A 16,943-nucleotide genomic window follows, 5' to 3' on the forward strand; every position below is an offset into this window, starting at 1 on the left:
ATTGGCCGATCCGACTCGTCGCGCGATCATCGAACGGCTGGCGCATGGGCCCGCATCGGAGCCTGAGCGGTCCGTGCGGTGGTTCACCGCACCATGACAACGCGCGAATGCCTACCCGTCGCGCCGTCGGGGAACGGCGTGGCTCTGGCGTCGGTCTGTATCTCGCCGGTGGCATCGACCGCGCGCACGCGAAGAGAGTGGGTGCCCGGCGAGGCATCCCAGGTCCAGGTCCATTGGCGCCAGGTATCGAGGGAGTAGGCCGTGGCGAGTGTGGTGGGCTGCCACTGGCCGTCGTCGACCTGGATCTCCACGGCGCTGATCCCGCGGCCCTGGGCCCAGGCGACGCCCGCCACGGTCACGGCTCCGGCGTCGAGGTGGGCGAAGGCCGCCGGGACATCGATCCGGGACGCGGTTTTGACCGGTGCCCGCGGTGCCCAATCGCGTTGCGTCCAGTACGCCTCGGCGCGGTCGAACCGGGTGAGTTCCAGGTCGACAACCCATTTGGTGGCTGAGACGTAGCCGTAGAGGCCGGGCACGATCATGCGGGCAGGGTAGCCGTGGGCGACGGGCAGCGCTTCGCCGTTCATCGCGACGGCGAGCAGGGCATCGGGGTTGCCGAGCACGGCGGCCAGTGGTGTGCCCGCGGTGAATCCGTCGATGCTGCGCGACAGGATCATGTCGGCGTCGGAGGAGGGGCCCGCCTCGGCCAGCAGATCGGACAGGCGATATCCGGTCCACAGCGCGGTGCCGGCGAGATCACCACCGACCTCGTTGGAGACGCAGGTGAGCGTGATGAGCGACTCGACGGCGCGCCTGGCGCTCAATTCGTCGAAGTCGAGACGTATTTCGCGGTCCACCATCCCGTGGATGCGTAGCCGCCATTGCGCGCGGGTCAACGACGGGAGCTGCAGCGCGGTGTCGACACGGTAGAAATTCGTTGCGGGGGTGATGAATCGAGTGAGTCCGGGAATCGCTCGGTCCATCTCGGCGGTGACCGGCGGGGCCGGATCCGCGACCCGGGGGAGGACGAATGCCGCTCGGTCGGCAGTGATGTCGCGCAGTCGGGTACCGATGACCCGCCCCGCCGCACCCGCCGCCGCGGCACCTGCGGCCACCGCCGTCAGCGCGAGCAGGAAGCCGCGCCGCGTCGGCCCAGCCTGCCGGGCGGTCTCGGACGGCACGAGGAACAGCGCGCACAGCGCCGCGATCCCCGCCAGCGACCCGACCACCGCCGGGACAACGAAAAGCGGTGTGGCAGTGGGGCGGAGCAGCGCCAGGCCCGCCACGACCACACCGAGAGCGCCCAGCAGGCCCGCCGCCGAGGCCAGGCTGCGGCGGGCTATCAGACCGATCATCGCGGCAGCGACGGCCATCACCAGGCCCATCGTGACGGCCAGGGCCAACTTGTCGTTGGCGCCGAACCAGCGGATGGCGCTGTCTTTCAACCACTTCGGTGTGTGATCGACCACGGTGGCGCCGAGGACGAAGAAGGGGGAGGAGGCCGGATCGACGAACACGGCGACGAGGTGTCCGACCCCGAGGACGAGCGCTGCCGCGGCCGCCGCAGCGGCCGCCGCGGCGAGACGGCCCGGATGACGATGCGTGAAACCAAGTGGGCGAACCATGCTGTCACTCCTGGTGTTTCGAGTGTCGGCACGGCCCGCCGCAGCGGGTCAGCCGACGATCATGCTGACGATCGGGGAGGTGGTCGGCCCGGGCGAACCACCGGCGGGCTCGACGGTGACCGCGAGGGTGTCGGCGAGGTCGACAGCGGTGACGACCGAGGCCGGACCGTCCATCACCGCCACCGATTTCGGTGGGTCGCTCTCGCCTGTCAGCCGCCACAGTTGGTAGCTGCGATCGGCAGGCAGCGCGGGCATATCGTCGAACGACACAGCGGCGGCGCCGAGGGTCTTCGACTGATACACCGTCATCGCGCCGCCGCCGGTGACGGCGACCGAGGATTCCTTGCTGTCGGGCTGGTCGAGCACCTGCTGTGCGGTGACGGCTCCCGTGCCGTCGTCCGCGCGCTCCATCACCACCGCGATGCCGACACCGGCGCCGACCGCCACGATCGCCGCGGCGGCGACGGTCAACCATCGCAATTGCCACCGCTTGCCGAGCGCGCGGTGCCGCGCGAGCGGATGTACCTGTGGGTCGTGGCGGTCCAGCGCCCGCATCAGCGCGGATTCGAGTCGTGCCGGTGGCGGAACCGAGTCGAACACCGTCAGCTCCGCCATGGTCTCCTGGATGCGGCGCACGACGGTCTGGAATTCGGCCGCCCGGTCGGGTCCGGCGGCCTCGAGCCACTCGTCGAGCGCCTGTCGCTGCGCGGGATCGAGCGCGTCGATGGCATACGGGTAGGCCTCGTCGATCCACGACCAGGGCGTTCGCCGATCGATCTCGTTCATCGGGAACCTCCTCCGGTCAAACAATTCTCGAGCCTTTTCAAGCCGTCTTTGATCCGGCTCTTCACGGTCGGCAACGGCACCGTCAGGGTCTCGGAGACCTCGACGTAGGTGCGGCCGCCGTAGTAGGCCAGCGCCACCGCTTCGCGCTGGAGCTCGGTCATGGTCTCGAGACAGTCCAGCACCGACTGCTCGTCGAGTCGCTGGGTGACCTCCTCGGCCACGATGTCGTGGTCGCAGCCGAGGTGGGCGTGACCGAACACGATGTCGCGACGGGTGGCCGACTGCTCGGCCCGTACCCGATCGACCGCGCGCCGGTGGGTCAGCATCATCAGCCAGCCGATCGGGCTGGCCTTGGCCGCGTCGTACTGCCCGGCCAGCGACCAGACCTGGAGGAACACCTCCTGGGCGATGTCCTCGGCGGCGCCGTGGTTGCGCACCACGCGTAGCGCGAGCCCGAACACCCGTGGGCTGGTGGCCCGGTAGAACTCGGCGAACGCCGACCGATCACCTGCCGCGACATCGTCGAGCAAGGTGACCAGCCGCGCTTGCACGGCATAGTCGCGTTGAGCACCCGCCGGGCAGGCCGGAGCCGGCTCGGTCACCGATCGCAGGCGGATCGGTGAGGAGCCCGGCCGGGCCGTCATCGTGTGGTCCCTGCTTGATTCAGCATGAGAGGGATTTCGGCCTGCCTTCGGGTTCGGATGGGCGCCGCCGAGATATTTCTGCTGCGACGCTGGACTGCGCGCCGGTGCGACCATCGTCGACATCACGCCGCGGGCGGCATGAGCACGCTGTCGATCATGTACACGGTGGCGTTGGCGGTGCGGACGCCACCGCAGATGACGTTCGCGTCGGCGACCTTGATCGTGTCTCCGGAGCCGCTGACCGTCACGTCGGCGCCCTGGACCGTCTTGTGGGTGCCCGCGATGTCCTGCGGCGAGATCTGGCCCGGCACCACGTGATAGGTGAGGATCGAGGTGAGCGTGGCCGAATCGGTCTTCAACGACTCGATCGTGGCCGGATCGATCTTCGCGAATGCCGAGTCGACAGGCGCGAAAACGGTGAACTGGCCGCCGTTGAGCGTATCCACCAGGTTGACCTCGGGATTGAGCTTGCCCGAGACCGCCGAAACCAGGGTGGTGAGCATCGGGTTGTTGGACGCGGCGACGGCCACTGGTTCCTGGGCCATTCCGCTGACCGAGCCGGGTCCACTGGGAACCTGGGCGGCGTATGCCGCGCATCCGGGCCCGACCAGGTCCGCGGCTGCGGACGTGCCGGTGGTTGCGGCCGGTGCCGACGTCATCGGCGCGGAGGAGGACGAGGCGGCGGTGGTGCTCGAGTTGTCGTCGGAACAGGCCGCGAGGCCGAGCGCCGAGCCGAGGAGCATTGCCGCAACGAGAGTTCTTGGCAGAGATCGCATGGTGTTTCCGTCACTTCCGTCGAGGCGGCGAAGTGCCGCACAGGTTCTGGACGCAACGGAGTTCGGCAGGCTCGGTGGTTCGGACTGGTCGCGAGCAGTACCGATTTCGGCGACATCGCGCTAGCTGCCGACACAGTCGATGATCGGCGCGGGATAGTGCGCCGCGTCGACGTTCTCGCGCCACGGACGGTGAATGCTCGCGCCCGGCAGATGCGCCAACTCGGGCAGCCAGCGCCGCACGTAGACGCCGTCGGGGTCGTAGCGGTCGGCCTGGCGCAGGGGATTGAGTACCCGGTTGGGCCGGGTGTCGGTGCCGGTGCCCGCGACCCACTGCCAGTTGAGCTGGTTGTTCGCGAGGTCGCCGTCGACGAGCCAGCGCAGGAAATGTGCCGCGCCGACCCGCCAGTCCTGGTGTAGCGACTTGGCGAGGAAGCTGGCCGCGATCAACCGCGCTCGCCCTGGCATCCAGCCCTCGGCGCGCAGTTGCCGCAGGCCCGCGTCGACGATCGGGTAGCCGGTGCGCCCGTCTCGCCAAGCGGCGACGGCCTTTTCGTCGTCGGGGCCCGCGCTCACACGTGTGCGGTAGTCCGACCAGGCGGCACCGGGGCGCGCGGCGAGCACCTGATGGTGGAAGTCGCGCCAGGCCAGCTGTCGGACGAACGAGAGTCCGCCTTCGTCCGACGCATCGACCCGGCTCACCACCTCGGTGGGCGACACGCATCCGAAGTGGATATACGGCGACAACCGGGAGGTGGCGTCGGCGGCGAGAAAGTCGTTGTCGCGGGCATAGTCGGTGATCGGGCCGTCGAGCCAGTCCCGCAGTAGGGCACGCCCGGTGGACTCCCCGCCGACCTGCAACTGTGGTGACGGCTCTCCCGAGCTCAGATTCTGCGCCTCTGGCAGCGCCTCGCTCCGGATCCGGGGCACCGCCAGTGATCGCGGCGCCGACAGCGGGGTGCGGTGATGGGCCGCGCTCCAGCGCCGGAAGTACGGGGTGAAAACGGCGAAATGATCGCGCCCCGTCGACGGGACCAGCTCGGCGGAAGTGGCTGTGATGGAACCGGAATGGCACACCACGGTGATGTCGGGGATCTGGCGCAGCGCCTTCTCGCGCTTGCTGCTGTAGCCGCTGACGTCCTCGGCCAGGTGCACGCTCGCGGCGCCGGTCTCCTTCATCACTCGCTCGACTTCGTCGATCACCGCGCCGCGGCGCACGACGAGCGTGCCACCGAGTGCGCGCAGTTCCTTGTCGAGTTCGGCCAGTGCGGCGGCGAGGAAGTGCGCGCGATTGGGCGGGCAGCGATCGGGCACCAACGCCTCGTCGACGACGAACAGCGGCACCACCTGGTCGGCATTACGCGCGGCCGCGGTGAGCACCGGATTGTCGTGCACGCGCAGGTCGCGAGTGAACAGGGCGATGGCGACGCTCATCGTGCGCAGAGGGGCGCCACGCCCTCGCGTCCGCCGGTCGTGGGTGAGGTGAGATAGATGCACGGGTCCTGACCGGCGACCCTGATCGCCTCGTCGACCTGCTGCCAGGTGGCATCGTCGAGTGCCGGAGTGCGGGAGAGGACGAAACCGGACAGCCTGCTCGGCGAGGTGACCAGAGCCCACGAATAGTCCGGGCCGAGCGCGGTCACGATGTAGTTGGTGTCTCCCTCGCGTCCGTCCTGGCCGGGGACACCCGGAAAGCTCACGTGCAGTTGCGCGTTGGTGGCCGGGTCGTTCACCGTCGCGGTGCCACGGATCTCGTCGACGCCGCCGGTCCAGGTGCGGCAACGGTTGAACACACCGACGTCGCCGCTCGGGTCGAGGGTGTAGGTCGCGGTGGTATCGCGCGCGCAATTGAGGTTGAACGGCTGCGGCACCGCCGCGAGCTGATGCCATTCGCCGAGATAGCGGTCGAGCTCGAGACGGGGTACCGGCGCGGGCGGTTCAGCGGCCGCGGTGGCGGAGCCCGCGACGGACAGGCCGACGGCGATCAGCAGGGTGGTGGTCCACGGGCCGAGACGGGTGCGCACAGGAACTCCTCGCGGGTAGGTGGTGTTCTCACCATGCTAGCAGCAAACGATGCACTATTGATGCATGAAATGGTCGGTTCGGCGGGAGGTCGGTTCGGCGGGCAGCGTACGCCGCCGACGCGCGGAGGGCGGGCCGTGACGCGCCGGTCAGGGCGTTGCGGGCAGAATGGAACGATGTCCGCCGGTTTTGCTCCCGAATCCGCCGCGGCCGGATTCACGGTGCGCGCGGTGGCCGATCGTCTCGGCATCCCGACCGCGACCCTGCGGAGCTGGAACCGCCGCTACGGCATCGGTCCCGCCCAGGACCGGCCCGGCCGCCATCGGCTCTACTCCGACACCGATATCGCCGTGCTCGAGCACATGCTCGAGCTCATCGGCGGCGGTGCGAGCCCGGCCGGAGCCGCGGCGGCGGCTCGCGGGCCCGCGCCGGTGCTCGGTGACCGCGCCGGCCTGCTCGACGCGGCGTTCGCACTGGATACCACCACCGTCTGCGCGCATCTGGACGCGCACGTGCGGGCGTATGGCGTTGTCCAGACCTGGGAGACCCTGTGCCGCCCCGCCTTCGCCGATGTCGTCGCGCGCCAGGGTGGCGGCGAGGGCTGCATCGACGTCGAGCACCTGCTGTCGTGGTCGATCGCGGCAGTCATGCAGCAGGTGAAGCCGGCGCAGAGCAGTGCGCCCGTGCTGCTCGCCTGCACCAGCGGCGAAACGCATTCGCTGCCGCTCGACGTGCTGCGTGCCGCCCTGGCGCAGGCCGGGGTCGGTGCGCGCATGCTGGGTGCCGACGTGCCGACGGTCGCGCTGTCCGACGCGCTCGCCAGGCATCCGAGCGGGGCCTCGGTGCTGCTGTGGTCGCAACGGGAGTCGACCGCGTTGACCTCGGCGGTGCTGACGTGTGCGGGGGCAGGCGCGCGGGTGCTCGTCGGTGGGCCGGGGTGGGAGGTCGTGATGCTGCCCGAGACGGTCGAGCGGATCGGCGGACTCGCACTCGCGGTCGATGCCCTGCGCTGAATGCTCTCGGAGACGCAATGTGCCGACTCGGTGTCGACGGGCGAACGATGCTCAGTCGATGCGGCACCCCTGACACCGGGGTCGGCGGACCCGCTGTCGCTCGGTGCTGACGACTGACGCCGAACTATGTCAGCTCGCGGTCCGTCCGAGTAGATGCCGCAGCGTCTCCTCCAGGTCCTCGGTACGGAAGGTGTGCCCGGCCTCCGTCAGCCGCGTCGGCGTCACCCGCTGATTGGCCTCGGCGAGTTCACGCGCCCCCTGTCTGCCGAGAAGTATGGCCGGACCGAAACTCGGGACCGGTAGCAGCGCGGGACGATGGAGCACTCGTGCCAGCACGCGGGTGTAGTCGCTGTTGCGAACCGCCTGCGGCGCAACAGCATTGACCGGTCCGCGCAGGGTGTCGTCCCAGAGCGCGCGGTGGTAGACGTCGACGAGATCGTCGATACCGATCCACGACAACCACTGTCGGCCGTCCCCGATCCGCCCACCGAGCCCGGCGCTGAACAACGGTCGCAGCAACCGCAGGGTCCCGCCACGCGGAGACTGGACGATGCCGGTGCGCACCCGCACGACGCGGACTCCGCCCACCGCGGCGGGCTCGCAGGCGTCCTCCCACTGCTCGACCACATCGGCCAGAAACCCGTCACCGCGCTCGGACTGCTCGGTCAGCGTCTGCTCACCGCGGTCGTATCCGTAGTAGCCGATGGCCGAAGCGCTGACGAAGGTGTCGACCCCCGAGGCGGCGGCGAGCTCGGCGAGCCGCCGGGTCGGCTCGATGCGGCTGTCGGCCACCGCTCGCCGATGCGCGGCGGTGAACCGTCCCGCGATGGATGCCCCGGCCAGATGAACCACGGCATCGACGTCGGCGAGCAGATCGGCGGCGGGCGCGGCGGGGTCCCACTGTCGTTCGTCGCGATGACGTGCGCCATGGCGGACCAACCGCACTACGCGATGCCCGCCGGTGCTGAGGAAGGCGCTCAACGCGGAGCCGACCAGCCCCGACGCGCCGGTGATCGCGATCGTCGACGGTTGCCAACCGGACTGGCTCGCACGCAGGTGGGCGGCCAGATCGTTGGTCAGCTGGCGGTAGCGGTAGTCGAACATCGGCCGCAAGACCGACTCCGGAATCGGGGTCTGCACCCGATCGATGACCCGGGTGTGCGCGTCGTCGATCTCGTCGAACTCGTGGACGTGCCGCCACGGCAACAGCCGCGAGACCGGCAACGAGGCAGGCCCGTCCGCCGCGACTGCGTCGGCGAACCGCTCCGGCGGGTGATACTGCTCGGGGTCGTGCGCAGCGACCCAGCGCAGCCCGCCGGGAAGACCGAGCACCGCACGCCCGGTGGCCAGCGAATCGGCCTCGTCGAGCAGGGTGACCGGTTGCCACGGCGGAGCCAAGCGCGCGAACGCACCGCGACGAGCGAACCAGGCGAAGACGTCGGCCCGGGGTGTTGCGACGATGCCAGAACACTCGATGCCCATGACTCGACTGTAGCCACATCAGCGATCTTTGAAGCGATGACGCATCGAACGCGGACTCAGCCGTGGCCCATCGCGCCCATGTCCATCTGCATGGGAGCGGGTTGCTGACCAGGGGCGAGGACCAGGAATTGGCCCATCATGCCCTGGTCTTCGTGGTGGAGGAGGTGGCAGTGGTACATGTACGGGTAGGTGGGATCGGTGTGGTCGGCGAAGTGCATGGCGAGGGTGTAGGTGATGTCGGGGGCGGTGTAGACGGTGTCCTTCCAGCCGGAAAGGGCTGGGGGAGGCGGTGTTCCGTCGACAGCGAGTATCTGGAATTGGACGTCGTGGACGTGGAAGTTGTGCGGCCAGTTGTCCTTGTTGCGGACCGTCCAGACTTCGGTGGTGTCGACGGGAATGCTCATGTCGATGCGGTTCATGTCCATGCGGCGGTTGTTGATCATGAACCATTGCAGGTCGAACGAGCGGGTCGGTGCGGTGGTCGCGGAGGCGAGGGCGCGCATCGGGATCAGCGTCGTGGGCAGCGCGGCGGAAGGTCGTAGCGATCCGGCGGCACGCAGTGTCAGGATGTCGAAGGTGTCGTCGAAGCCGAACTCAGTGGCGCGGTCGATGCCCGCGCGCTCGCTGATCGGCAGCGACCGTAACGTGACGTTCTCGCCCGCACCAACGGTGACCACCACCTCGGCACGTTCACCGGGGCTGAGCTGAATCCGGTTCGTGGAAAATGGTTTCGGGAGCAGGCCGCCGTCGGTGGCGATGAGCTGGAACGTTCTGCCGTCGGCGAAGGCGAGGTTGTAGAGGCGGCCCGACGAGCCGTTGAGGATTCGCAACCGGACCCGGTCGGTGGTGACCGACAGGTGGGCGTTGGCGATGCCGTTGGTGACGATCGTGTCGCCGAGCAGGCCGACATCGGTGGCGTCGGATTCGTCGAGTGCGCCGTCGGCGGTGAACCGGCGATCCTGAATTACCACCGGAATGTCGTCGACGCCGTAGTCTTTCGGCAATTCCAGTGCGTCCGCCGCATCGTCGTCGATCAGGAAGAAGCCGGAAAGCCCACGGTGGACATGCTTTTCGGTCGCGCCGTGTGGATGCGGGTGGTACCAGAGCGTCGCGGCCTGCTGCTGCACCGTCCACGTCGGCGCCCACACCGCGCCCGGCCCGATCATCTGATGGGGACCACCGTCGAACTTCGCGGGCAGGTGCATGCCGTGCCAGTGCACCGAGGTGGGCTCGGGCAGCTCATTGGTGATGGTGAAGGCGACCTTCTCGCCGCGTCGAGCGCGCACCGTCGGCCCGAGAATCGACCCGCTGTAGCCCCAGGTGGGGGTCTGCTTACCTTGGATCATCTCGGTGGTGCCTGCCTGCGCCCGCAGCGTGAACCGGCGGACGCCGTCCGCTCCGACGGCAGCGGCGGCCAGTGGCGGGATAGGCAGCGGGCGGGTCGAGCCGGCGCCCGGACCAGGTGTCGACGGGCGGATCGAACACCCGGCCGCGTACATCACCGGTGTGAGGGCCAGCCCGGTGAGAAATCCTCGTCGCGAGACCACATGTGCTCCTTCTGTGCGGGAACCTCCAGCTTCATGCGATGACGGCGGCTGCGACTCCGCCGAACAGCCGGACCGGACCCACCGGATTCCGCCCGCACGGCCCTTGCGGACATGCCGGTCGCGTGGTACATCGAGCCGCTCTCGCGGACGCGCCGACCGCCTGCTGGTGCGGTCCGAACCTTTCGGTCGCCTACCGTGGGGGCGTGATCGACATCCGTGCCCGCCGCGACCTGCGCGGGCTGCTGCGGTGGCTGCCGCTGGTGCTGATCCCGGTGTTGCTGCTGGCCAGCACCTACCCGGACCAGTACCGCGTACCCGCGCACTATTGGCTGCCGGCGATGACGGCGGCCGTGGTGTTCGCGGCCGGATCGCGATGGCCGCTCGCGGTCTCGCTGGTGCTGTCGGCGCTGGCTGTACCGATGTTGCGCACGGAGGCCTGGGGCGTATCGGGCCTGGTGCCCTACCTCGGCGCGGTGGCCCTGGTCGATGTGGTGGCGCGCACGCACCGGTGGTCGATCGTGGCGGTGGCGACCGCGGGATGGGCAGCCGCGGTGATGCTCGGGCGGGTCGGTCTGCACGACAACTCGATCGGGCGGGCGTCCACCCTCGTCGAGGCCGCGGCGTATGTGGGACTGCCGTTGCTGCTCGGGCTGTACCTGCGCGGACAGCATGACCTGGCGCAGAATCTGCGACTGCGCGCTGTCGAGGCGCAAGCGCGGACCCGTCTCGACGAGCGCGCCGCACTGGCCAGAGAACTCCACGATGTGGTCGCGCATCACATGGCATCGATCATCCTGCGGATCTCGGTGGCCGAACACGTTGTGCGAGAAGCTGATCCGCGCATCGTCGCTGTCCTCGACGACGTCCGTGGCACTGCGGCCGACGCGCTCGCCGACATCCGCAGGCTGCTCGCCGCCCTGCGTGATCCTGCTCTGGGCACCGTCGCCCTGGTCGACACCGACGCGGTCGCTACCGAGATCGACGCCGCGCTCACCCGGGCTCGTGCCGCCGGGTTCGCCGTGGAGGCCGAGGTCGATGCCGACCTCGGCGGGCTCGACGCGATCAGCAGGCTCACCCTGCTGCGGCTGGTACAGGAATCACTGACCAACGTGATGAAACACGCCGATCATGGTGTGCCGGTGCGATTCCGGATCGGCAGACACGACGACGGGATCTCGATCGAGGTCGTCAGCGGCGTTCACCAGGCGACTGCCGTCGCGGGACACGGAATCGTCGGGATGCGCGAGCGCGCCGAACTCGCGGGTGGCACCCTCACTGTCGGCAAAGGCGCCGACGACGAGAGTTGGACGGTGCGCGCCTGGCTGCCGGACAGCACCAAGGGAGTGGAGGCGTCGTGATCACGGTCTTGCTGGTGGATGATCAGCGTCTCGTCCGCGCCGGCCTGCGGATGCTCATCGAGGACACCACCGATCTCGTCGTTGTCGGCGAAGCGGCCGACGGCGTCGAGGCGGTGCGACTGTACGCCGAGCTGACCCCCGACCTGGTCGTCATGGATCTGCGCATGCCGGGACTGGACGGTGTCGCGGCGACCCGGCAGATCCTTGCCTCGACACCGCGCGCGAAGGTGCTCGTACTCACCACCTTCGACGACGACGAACATTTGTTCCCCGCGCTGTCGGCCGGGGCCGCGGGCTATTTCGTCAAAGACACCGAGCCCGCTGTGCTGCTCGACGCGATCCGGCGCACGGTGGACGGAGATCTGCTGTTCTCACCCGCGCTCCTGCGCCGACTGGTCGGGCGGGCTCTCGCAGCGCAATCAGCCCCTGAAACACCGGCCCTGCCTGCCGATCTGACGCCTCGTGAACTCGATGTTCTGCGCCTGGTCGGCGCCGGGCACGGCAATCAGGCGATCGCCGACCAGCTCCATCTCGGCGTGAGCACCGTGAAGAGTCACGTCGCCAACCTGCTCGACAAAACGGGCACCGACAACCGGATTCGGCTCGCTGTTTACGCGTCCAAGATCACCGGCTGATCGCTCGGGCCGCATTGTGACAGTGACCAATCACAGCGGGTCGTTGGTGACGAAATGGTATGAGGACGGTAACGGCGATGTGACCTAGCCCGATACTGTGATCGACCGCACTGAGCGGTCTGTTTCGGTGTGTGGAGGTTGAATCGATGAAGTGCCGCAGTGCGGTCTCGGCGGTGCTCGTCGCGGTGTGCTCGACGATGATGAGCGCGGGCGAGGTGCACGCACAGGGTCCGGAAGCCGCTGTGGCGGTGGTGAATCCAGTCGTGACCAGCGAAGGGTCGCGGGCCGAGGTGACCGCGATCGACGGTCGGCAGGTGACGGTGCGGATCCACTCCGCGGCCATGGGGCGCGAAGTCTCCGTCAAAGTGCAGCGGCCCGCCGACACGTCGGTGCCGCGGCCGTCGCTGTACCTGGTGAACGGCGCGGGCGGCGGTGAGGACACGGCCACCTGGGAGCAGAACACCGACGTGGTGGACTTCCTGGCCGGCAAGGACGTCAACGTGGTGATGCCCGTGGGCGGTGCGTGGAGCTACTACACCGATTGGCGCGAGCCCGATCCCATGCTGGGCGTGAACAAGTGGCGCACTTTCTTCCTCGACGAACTACCCACCATCGTCGACACGATGTTCGCGACGACCGGCAAGAACGCGATCGCGGCCAACTCGATGACGGCCACCTCCGTCCTGCAACTCGCGATCGCCAAGCCGGGACTGTTCCGCTCGGTCGCCGCCTACAGCGGCTGCGCCCAGATCAGTGACCCGGTGGGCAGGCAGTTCGTCAATGTCGTCGTCGGGACCGGCGGTGGCGACGCGTCGAACATGTACGGACCTCCCGGCGATCCGGCCTGGGCCGCCAACGATCCCGTCGTGAACGCCGAAGGTCTGCGCGGGACGAAGCTCTACGTGTCCAACGGCAACGGCCTGCCCGGCGAATTCGACAAGCCCGGCGACTCGCACCTGGTCACGTGGGGGCCGGTCGGATTGGCCAACCAGATCGTCGTCGGCGGCGTCATCGAGGCCACCACCCGGTGGTGCACCAAGAATCTGCAGCAGCGGCTGGACGAACTCGACATCCCCGCGACCTTCGACCTGTCGACCCAGGGCACCCACTCGTGGGGCTACTGGCAGAAGGCGTTCAAGAACTCGTGGCCGCTGCTGGCCGAAGGGATGGGTATCCCCGCCTGATCAGTCGAGCTCGAACAACCGCACGGCGTTGTCGTGGCAGACCTTGCGCAGCCAGTCCGGACCGAGGTCGAGGCGCTCCAGCGCGGCCACCGCCTCGGCGTAGGGATACGGGATGTTGGGGAAGTCGCTGCCGAACAGGATGCGATCGGCGAAGCGGCGCAGGCGTTCTCGTTCGGCGGGCGGGAAGGGCGCACCGCCTTCGCTGAAATCGGTCCACACCATGGTGGTGTCGAGATAGAGCAGCGGGTACTGCTCGGCCAGATCGAGGAACTCACTGTATTCGGGGGTTCCCATGTGCGCGACGATCAAGCGCAGGGTCGGGAAGCGCCGCAGGAGTTCGGCGATGGGGGCGGGCCCGGTGAATTCGCCAGGGGCGGGACCGGATCCGCAGTGGATGAGAACGGGCGTGCCGGATTCGGCGAGGATCGCCCACACCGGGTCGAGCAGGGGGTCCAACGGCGAGAACGCGCCGACCTGGATGTGCACCTTGAACACTCGCGCGCCGTTGTCGATGGCCTCGCGGACATAGCGTGGCGCGTCCGGCTCGGGGTAGAAGGTAGCCGTGTGCAGGCACTCGGGGGTGCGGGCGGCGAACTCTGCGGTCCAGTCGTTGAGCCAGGCGCCCATCTCCGGCTTGTGCGGGTACACAAGCGAGGTGAACGCGCGGACGCCGAAGTCGCGCAAGGTTTTCAGGCGCACCTGTTCGTCGTCGCGATAGGTGATCGGCCACGGTCGACCGGTCAGCGGCCCGGCGGCGTCGAAGTACGCCCAGACCTTGCGCATCACCTGATCGGGCATGAAGTGGGTGTGGACATCGACGATCGCGGGCAGGTTGTAGCGAGCGCGGAAGTCGGCGAGATAGGCAACGGTGTCTACGGTCATGACTGCTCCGGGTAGAGGCGGCGGGCCAGGGCGCCGACGCGGGTGACGAGGCGTTCGAAGAAAACGGCGGGGTCGGTGCCGATCACGATGTCGGCGTTGGGTTCTCGGCCCCAGATGCCCGCCCAGTCGGCGACGGTGGTGGCGCGGGTGATGGTGCCCGCCAATTCCACGTCGACGGTGGCCGGGCGCGTGGTCGCCAGGGTCGGGTCGAGTGCCACCGCGGCGGCGAACGGGTCGTGCATGTGCGCCAGGTAGCCCAGGTCGTACTGGTGGTGGAAGTCGAAATAGAACCGCACCGCGTCGGTGAGATAGCGGATGATCGGATTGCTCGCCGCCGAACGGAATTCGGGGGGATCGCCCGCGTCGACGTGCTCGATCGGTGCGCTGTGGGCCGCCTGCGCCAGGAGTTCGAGATGTTCGGGGATCATCTCGATGGACTCGGTGATGTCCAGCGGGCAGACCAGCGGTCTGCGGTCCGGCGGCGCCGCCGAGAAGGCGTCGAACACCTCTTTGGCCGCTTCGGGGTCGACGTGGATGTTCCACTCGTTGGTCGGGGTCGTATTGCCCGGATGGTTGAACGCGCCGCCCATGATGACCAGACGGCGCAGTAGGCGCGGCAGTTCGGGTTCGATGCGCAGCGCCAGCGCGAGATTGGTCAACGGCCCGGTGCACAGGCCGGTCACCTCGCCGGGATCGGCGCGAACCAGGTCGACCCAGAGTTGGGCCGCCGACCGCGACGACAGCGAACGCGGCGAGACGGGCAGTTCGGCGTACCCGAGGCCCTGCGGACCGTGGGTGTCCTCGGTGGTGCGCAAGGGGATTGCCAGCGGTTCGGCCGCGCCGAGCGCCACCTCGATCTCGGGTGCCCGGCCCAGGTCGAGCATCGCCAGGGTGTTGGCCGCGACCTGTGCCCCGTCCACGTTGCCCGCGGTGGCGGCGATGCCGATGATCTCGGCGTCGTCGCAGGCCAGCAGGTAGAGGATGGCGAGGGAGTCGTCGATCCCGGTATCGACGTCGAGGATGATCTTCTGCGGCACGTCATCGAGAGTAGCCGCGGACCTCACCGGGTCCGCGGCCAGTCTGTGGGTGGGATCAGTAGGTCGGCAGGGCGAATTCCTCGGTGTGGCCGAAGAAGATCTTCTTGGTCAGCGGACGCATCGGGCGAGACATCATGAGTCGCACGTTCGCCTTGGCGAGTCGCGTCAACAGCGGGGACTTCGGGATCATCATCGCCATACCGCCGCCGGGGATCTCCTTGGCCTTGTCGAGGAACGGCGAGATCTTGTCCTGGTAGCGCTGCTGCGCGCCCGCCAGGTCGTCTGGCGTGGCGGCGATTTCGGCGGCCAGCACATAGCCGCCGACGATGGCCATCGCGGTGCCCATGCCGCTCAGCGGGGAGCCGCAGTAGCCCGCGTCGCCGATCAGCGTCACCCGGCCGATGGACAGCTCGGGAACGTCGACGCGGGCGATCTCGTCGAAGTAGAAGTCGGGTGTGGAGTCCATCGCGGCGAGGATCGCCGGAGCGTGCCAGCCTGCGTCGCCGATCGTCTCGGCGATGAGCGCGCGCTGGGCGTCGGTATCGCGGCGCAATGCCGGGTCCACCTCGGTGCGCATGGTGATGATCGCCTTGGCGGTGGCCGGGTCGCCGTCGGGGCGGATGCCGAGCATGGCACCGGGCACCAGGCGCATGCTGAACCAGCCGGGCTCCACATCGGCAGGCTTCGGCATGGTGAAGAAGGCGCCGTATCCACCGAGGTTGGTCCTGAACTTCTCCTCGGGTCCGAAAACGAGTCGTCGGGTCGCCGAATGGATGCCGTCGGCGCCGATGACCAGGTCGAACCGCTCGGTGGACCCGGAGGCGAAGGTGACTTCCACGCCGGCGTCGTCCTGGACGAGCTCGTCGATCCATTCGCCGTAGCGGTAGTCGAGCCGTCCGTTGTCGGCGGTGGCCAGCGCGTCGAGTAGTACCTGATTGAGATCGCCGCGGGTGATCTCGATTTCGGCGACGGCGCCCTGGCCGTCGAAGTCCTCCATCGCCATCCTGGCGTAGATCTTGCCGTCGCCGTCGACGTAGGACATCCCGCGCTCGTCGAGCTGGTACTCGGCGATGCCCGCCATCAGACCCATCCGCTGGGCGGCCTCCTTGCTCGGGCCACGCAGATCGACGGCCTGGCCGCCGGGGCGGGGGACCGCGGCGCGCTCGACGACGGTGGTGCGAATGCCGTTGCGCAGCAACTGGAGTGCGACCGCGTTGCCCGCGATACCGCCGCCGGAGACGAGAACGTGCAGGGGGCTGGTGATGCTCATAATGGTGTTTCCCGTCTGATGTACGAATGTCTCAGACATATGTCTAACAGAGATTTGCACGTCTGTCTAGAACAAACGTCTGAGACGATCGGGTAGGCTGCGGAGCATGGGCAACAGGGAAGATCTACTGGCTGGGGCGCGCAAAGTGATTCTGGAGCGCGGCGTCGCGAAGGCGACCGCGCGCGATATCGCCGCCGCGGCGGGGGTGAGCCTGGCCGCGATCGGCTACCACTTCGGGTCGAAGGACCGCCTGGTCACCGAGGCGTTGAGCGAGGCGCTCGGCAACTCTATCGGTGACGCGATGGAAGGGCTGATCGCCGCCGGCGCGGGGAAAACGCCACTGGAAGGGCTCGCGCAGCTCTGGAACGGGATGCCCGCGGTCTTCGCCGACAACCACGAGGCGATGCTGGCCAGTCTGGAGAACATCGTGCGGATCGTGCGCTCCGATGACGCGCGGGGCCAACTCGGGGACCAGCTATCCGGCGCGTTCGACGACCTCGCCGCGAACGTCAAGGCGGCACACCCCGAACTCGACGCCGCCCAGGCCGCAGCCATCGGACGGATGTACTTCGCGCTCGTCCAGGGGCTCGGGGTGCTGTGGTTGCTCAATCCGGGCGAAGTGGTCGCCAACGGTGATCAGTTGACGGCCGCAGTCTCGGCGCTGGCCGGAAAATGACCGGGGCGA

Annotated in this window: 16 protein-coding genes; 5 read left to right on the plus strand and 11 right to left on the minus strand. The window is 68.6% G+C overall.

All coding sequences use genetic code 11. The features are described from left to right. Positions 1 to 83: 83 nt before the first annotated feature. From IBJ82_RS21380 to IBJ82_RS21405, 6 genes are all read right to left on the minus strand, one after another. On the minus strand, positions 84 to 1,625 hold the full coding sequence (locus IBJ82_RS21380; protein WP_194827717.1) for a molybdopterin-dependent oxidoreductase: 1,542 nt from the start codon (positions 1,623 to 1,625) through the stop codon (positions 84 to 86). 48 nt (positions 1,626 to 1,673) lie between these two features. Beyond that, positions 1,674 to 2,411, minus strand: a complete 738-nt coding sequence (locus IBJ82_RS21385; protein ID WP_194827718.1) for an anti-sigma factor — start codon at positions 2,409 to 2,411, stop codon at positions 1,674 to 1,676. Continuing rightward, entirely contained in the window at positions 2,408 to 3,055 is a 648-nt protein-coding gene (gene sigK / locus IBJ82_RS21390) for an ECF RNA polymerase sigma factor SigK (protein WP_194827719.1), read from the minus strand. Before sigK ends, IBJ82_RS21385 begins: the two co-directional genes overlap by 4 nt. 122 nt (positions 3,056 to 3,177) lie before the next feature. Next, positions 3,178 to 3,831: a fasciclin domain-containing protein gene (locus IBJ82_RS21395; protein ID WP_194827720.1), complete on the minus strand. Its 654-nt coding sequence runs from the start codon at positions 3,829 to 3,831 to the stop codon at positions 3,178 to 3,180. 120 nt (positions 3,832 to 3,951) lie between these two features. Beyond that, positions 3,952 to 5,262, minus strand: coding sequence for a deoxyribodipyrimidine photo-lyase (locus IBJ82_RS21400; RefSeq protein ID WP_194827721.1), 1,311 nt, complete (start codon positions 5,260 to 5,262; stop codon positions 3,952 to 3,954). Next, positions 5,259 to 5,852, minus strand: a complete 594-nt coding sequence (locus tag IBJ82_RS21405) for a lipocalin family protein (RefSeq protein ID WP_194827722.1) — start codon at positions 5,850 to 5,852, stop codon at positions 5,259 to 5,261. The genes IBJ82_RS21400 and IBJ82_RS21405 overlap by 4 nt, the downstream gene beginning before the upstream one ends. Before the next feature lie 174 nt (positions 5,853 to 6,026). On the opposite strand from IBJ82_RS21405, the gene IBJ82_RS21410 reads away from it, so the two are divergent. Then, positions 6,027 to 6,863 (plus strand): MerR family transcriptional regulator, encoded by an 837-nt coding sequence (locus tag IBJ82_RS21410; RefSeq protein ID WP_194827723.1) that lies wholly within the window; start codon positions 6,027 to 6,029, stop codon positions 6,861 to 6,863. A 129-nt stretch (positions 6,864 to 6,992) separates the two neighbouring features. On the opposite strand, the gene IBJ82_RS21415 is transcribed toward IBJ82_RS21410, so the two are convergent. Together IBJ82_RS21415 and IBJ82_RS21420 are read right to left on the minus strand one after the other, a co-directional pair. Further along, positions 6,993 to 8,345: a TIGR01777 family oxidoreductase gene (locus IBJ82_RS21415; RefSeq protein WP_194827724.1), complete on the minus strand. Its 1,353-nt coding sequence runs from the start codon at positions 8,343 to 8,345 to the stop codon at positions 6,993 to 6,995. Positions 8,346 to 8,401: 56 nt separating this feature from the next. Beyond that, entirely contained in the window at positions 8,402 to 9,844 is a 1,443-nt protein-coding gene (locus IBJ82_RS21420; protein WP_194827849.1) for a multicopper oxidase family protein, read from the minus strand. 251 nt (positions 9,845 to 10,095) lie between these two features. On the opposite strand from IBJ82_RS21420, the gene IBJ82_RS21425 reads away from it, so the two are divergent. The 3 genes from IBJ82_RS21425 to IBJ82_RS21435 all read left to right on the plus strand — a co-directional run bounded on the left by IBJ82_RS21425 (position 10,096) and on the right by IBJ82_RS21435 (position 13,069). Then, complete coding sequence (locus IBJ82_RS21425) at positions 10,096 to 11,250, plus strand: sensor histidine kinase (RefSeq protein WP_370585408.1); 1,155 nt, start codon at positions 10,096 to 10,098, stop codon at positions 11,248 to 11,250. Continuing rightward, positions 11,247 to 11,885, plus strand: coding sequence for a response regulator transcription factor (locus IBJ82_RS21430; protein WP_194827726.1), 639 nt, complete (start codon positions 11,247 to 11,249; stop codon positions 11,883 to 11,885). Before IBJ82_RS21425 ends, IBJ82_RS21430 begins: the two co-directional genes overlap by 4 nt. Positions 11,886 to 12,031: 146 nt before the next feature. Next, the gene (locus IBJ82_RS21435; RefSeq protein WP_194827727.1) at positions 12,032 to 13,069 is read left to right on the plus strand and encodes an alpha/beta hydrolase family protein; all 1,038 of its coding nucleotides are present in this window, start codon (positions 12,032 to 12,034) and stop codon (positions 13,067 to 13,069) included. Here IBJ82_RS21435 and IBJ82_RS21440 read toward each other — a convergent pair whose 3' ends face one another. Genes IBJ82_RS21440 through IBJ82_RS21450 form a run of 3 tightly spaced genes read right to left on the minus strand, consistent with a single transcriptional unit; the run spans position 13,070 to position 16,258 of the window. After that, complete coding sequence (locus IBJ82_RS21440; protein WP_194827728.1) at positions 13,070 to 13,951, minus strand: amidohydrolase family protein; 882 nt, start codon at positions 13,949 to 13,951, stop codon at positions 13,070 to 13,072. It abuts the gene before it with no gap. Further along, complete coding sequence (locus tag IBJ82_RS21445) at positions 13,948 to 14,988, minus strand: nucleoside hydrolase (protein ID WP_194827729.1); 1,041 nt, start codon at positions 14,986 to 14,988, stop codon at positions 13,948 to 13,950. Before IBJ82_RS21445 ends, IBJ82_RS21440 begins: the two co-directional genes overlap by 4 nt. 55 nt (positions 14,989 to 15,043) lie before the next feature. Beyond that, positions 15,044 to 16,258, minus strand: a complete 1,215-nt coding sequence (locus tag IBJ82_RS21450; protein ID WP_194827730.1) for an FAD-dependent monooxygenase — start codon at positions 16,256 to 16,258, stop codon at positions 15,044 to 15,046. Between the two features lie 106 nt (positions 16,259 to 16,364). Here IBJ82_RS21450 and IBJ82_RS21455 point away from each other — a divergent pair, with 106 nt between their 5' ends. After that, positions 16,365 to 16,934 carry a TetR/AcrR family transcriptional regulator gene (locus IBJ82_RS21455; RefSeq protein WP_194827731.1) on the plus strand — a complete coding sequence of 190 codons (570 nt, stop codon included), beginning with the start codon at positions 16,365 to 16,367 and terminating at the stop codon, positions 16,932 to 16,934. Positions 16,935 to 16,943 lie beyond the last annotated feature (9 nt).

Origin of the sequence: Nocardia sp. XZ_19_231, assembly GCF_015355705.1 — a bacterium.
In the GTDB taxonomy this organism is placed as follows: Bacteria; Actinomycetota; Actinomycetes; order Mycobacteriales; family Mycobacteriaceae; genus Nocardia; species Nocardia salmonicida.

Coding starts and splice junctions, on each gene's coding strand:
- IBJ82_RS21440 (WP_194827728.1), bottom strand. CDS start 13,951: ATGACCGTAGACACCGTTGCCTATCTCGCCGACTTCCGCGCTCGCTAC.
- IBJ82_RS21435 (WP_194827727.1), top strand. CDS start 12,032: ATGAAGTGCCGCAGTGCGGTCTCGGCGGTGCTCGTCGCGGTGTGCTCG.
- IBJ82_RS21420 (WP_194827849.1), bottom strand. CDS start 9,844: ATGTACGCGGCCGGGTGTTCGATCCGCCCGTCGACACCTGGTCCGGGC.
- IBJ82_RS21450 (WP_194827730.1), bottom strand. CDS start 16,258: ATGAGCATCACCAGCCCCCTGCACGTTCTCGTCTCCGGCGGCGGTATC.
- IBJ82_RS21400 (WP_194827721.1), bottom strand. CDS start 5,262: ATGAGCGTCGCCATCGCCCTGTTCACTCGCGACCTGCGCGTGCACGAC.
- IBJ82_RS21410 (WP_194827723.1), top strand. CDS start 6,027: ATGTCCGCCGGTTTTGCTCCCGAATCCGCCGCGGCCGGATTCACGGTG.
- IBJ82_RS21415 (WP_194827724.1), bottom strand. CDS start 8,345: ATGGGCATCGAGTGTTCTGGCATCGTCGCAACACCCCGGGCCGACGTC.
- sigK (WP_194827719.1), bottom strand. CDS start 3,055: ATGACGGCCCGGCCGGGCTCCTCACCGATCCGCCTGCGATCGGTGACC.
- IBJ82_RS21395 (WP_194827720.1), bottom strand. CDS start 3,831: ATGCGATCTCTGCCAAGAACTCTCGTTGCGGCAATGCTCCTCGGCTCG.
- IBJ82_RS21455 (WP_194827731.1), top strand. CDS start 16,365: ATGGGCAACAGGGAAGATCTACTGGCTGGGGCGCGCAAAGTGATTCTG.
- IBJ82_RS21385 (WP_194827718.1), bottom strand. CDS start 2,411: ATGAACGAGATCGATCGGCGAACGCCCTGGTCGTGGATCGACGAGGCC.
- IBJ82_RS21380 (WP_194827717.1), bottom strand. CDS start 1,625: ATGGTTCGCCCACTTGGTTTCACGCATCGTCATCCGGGCCGTCTCGCC.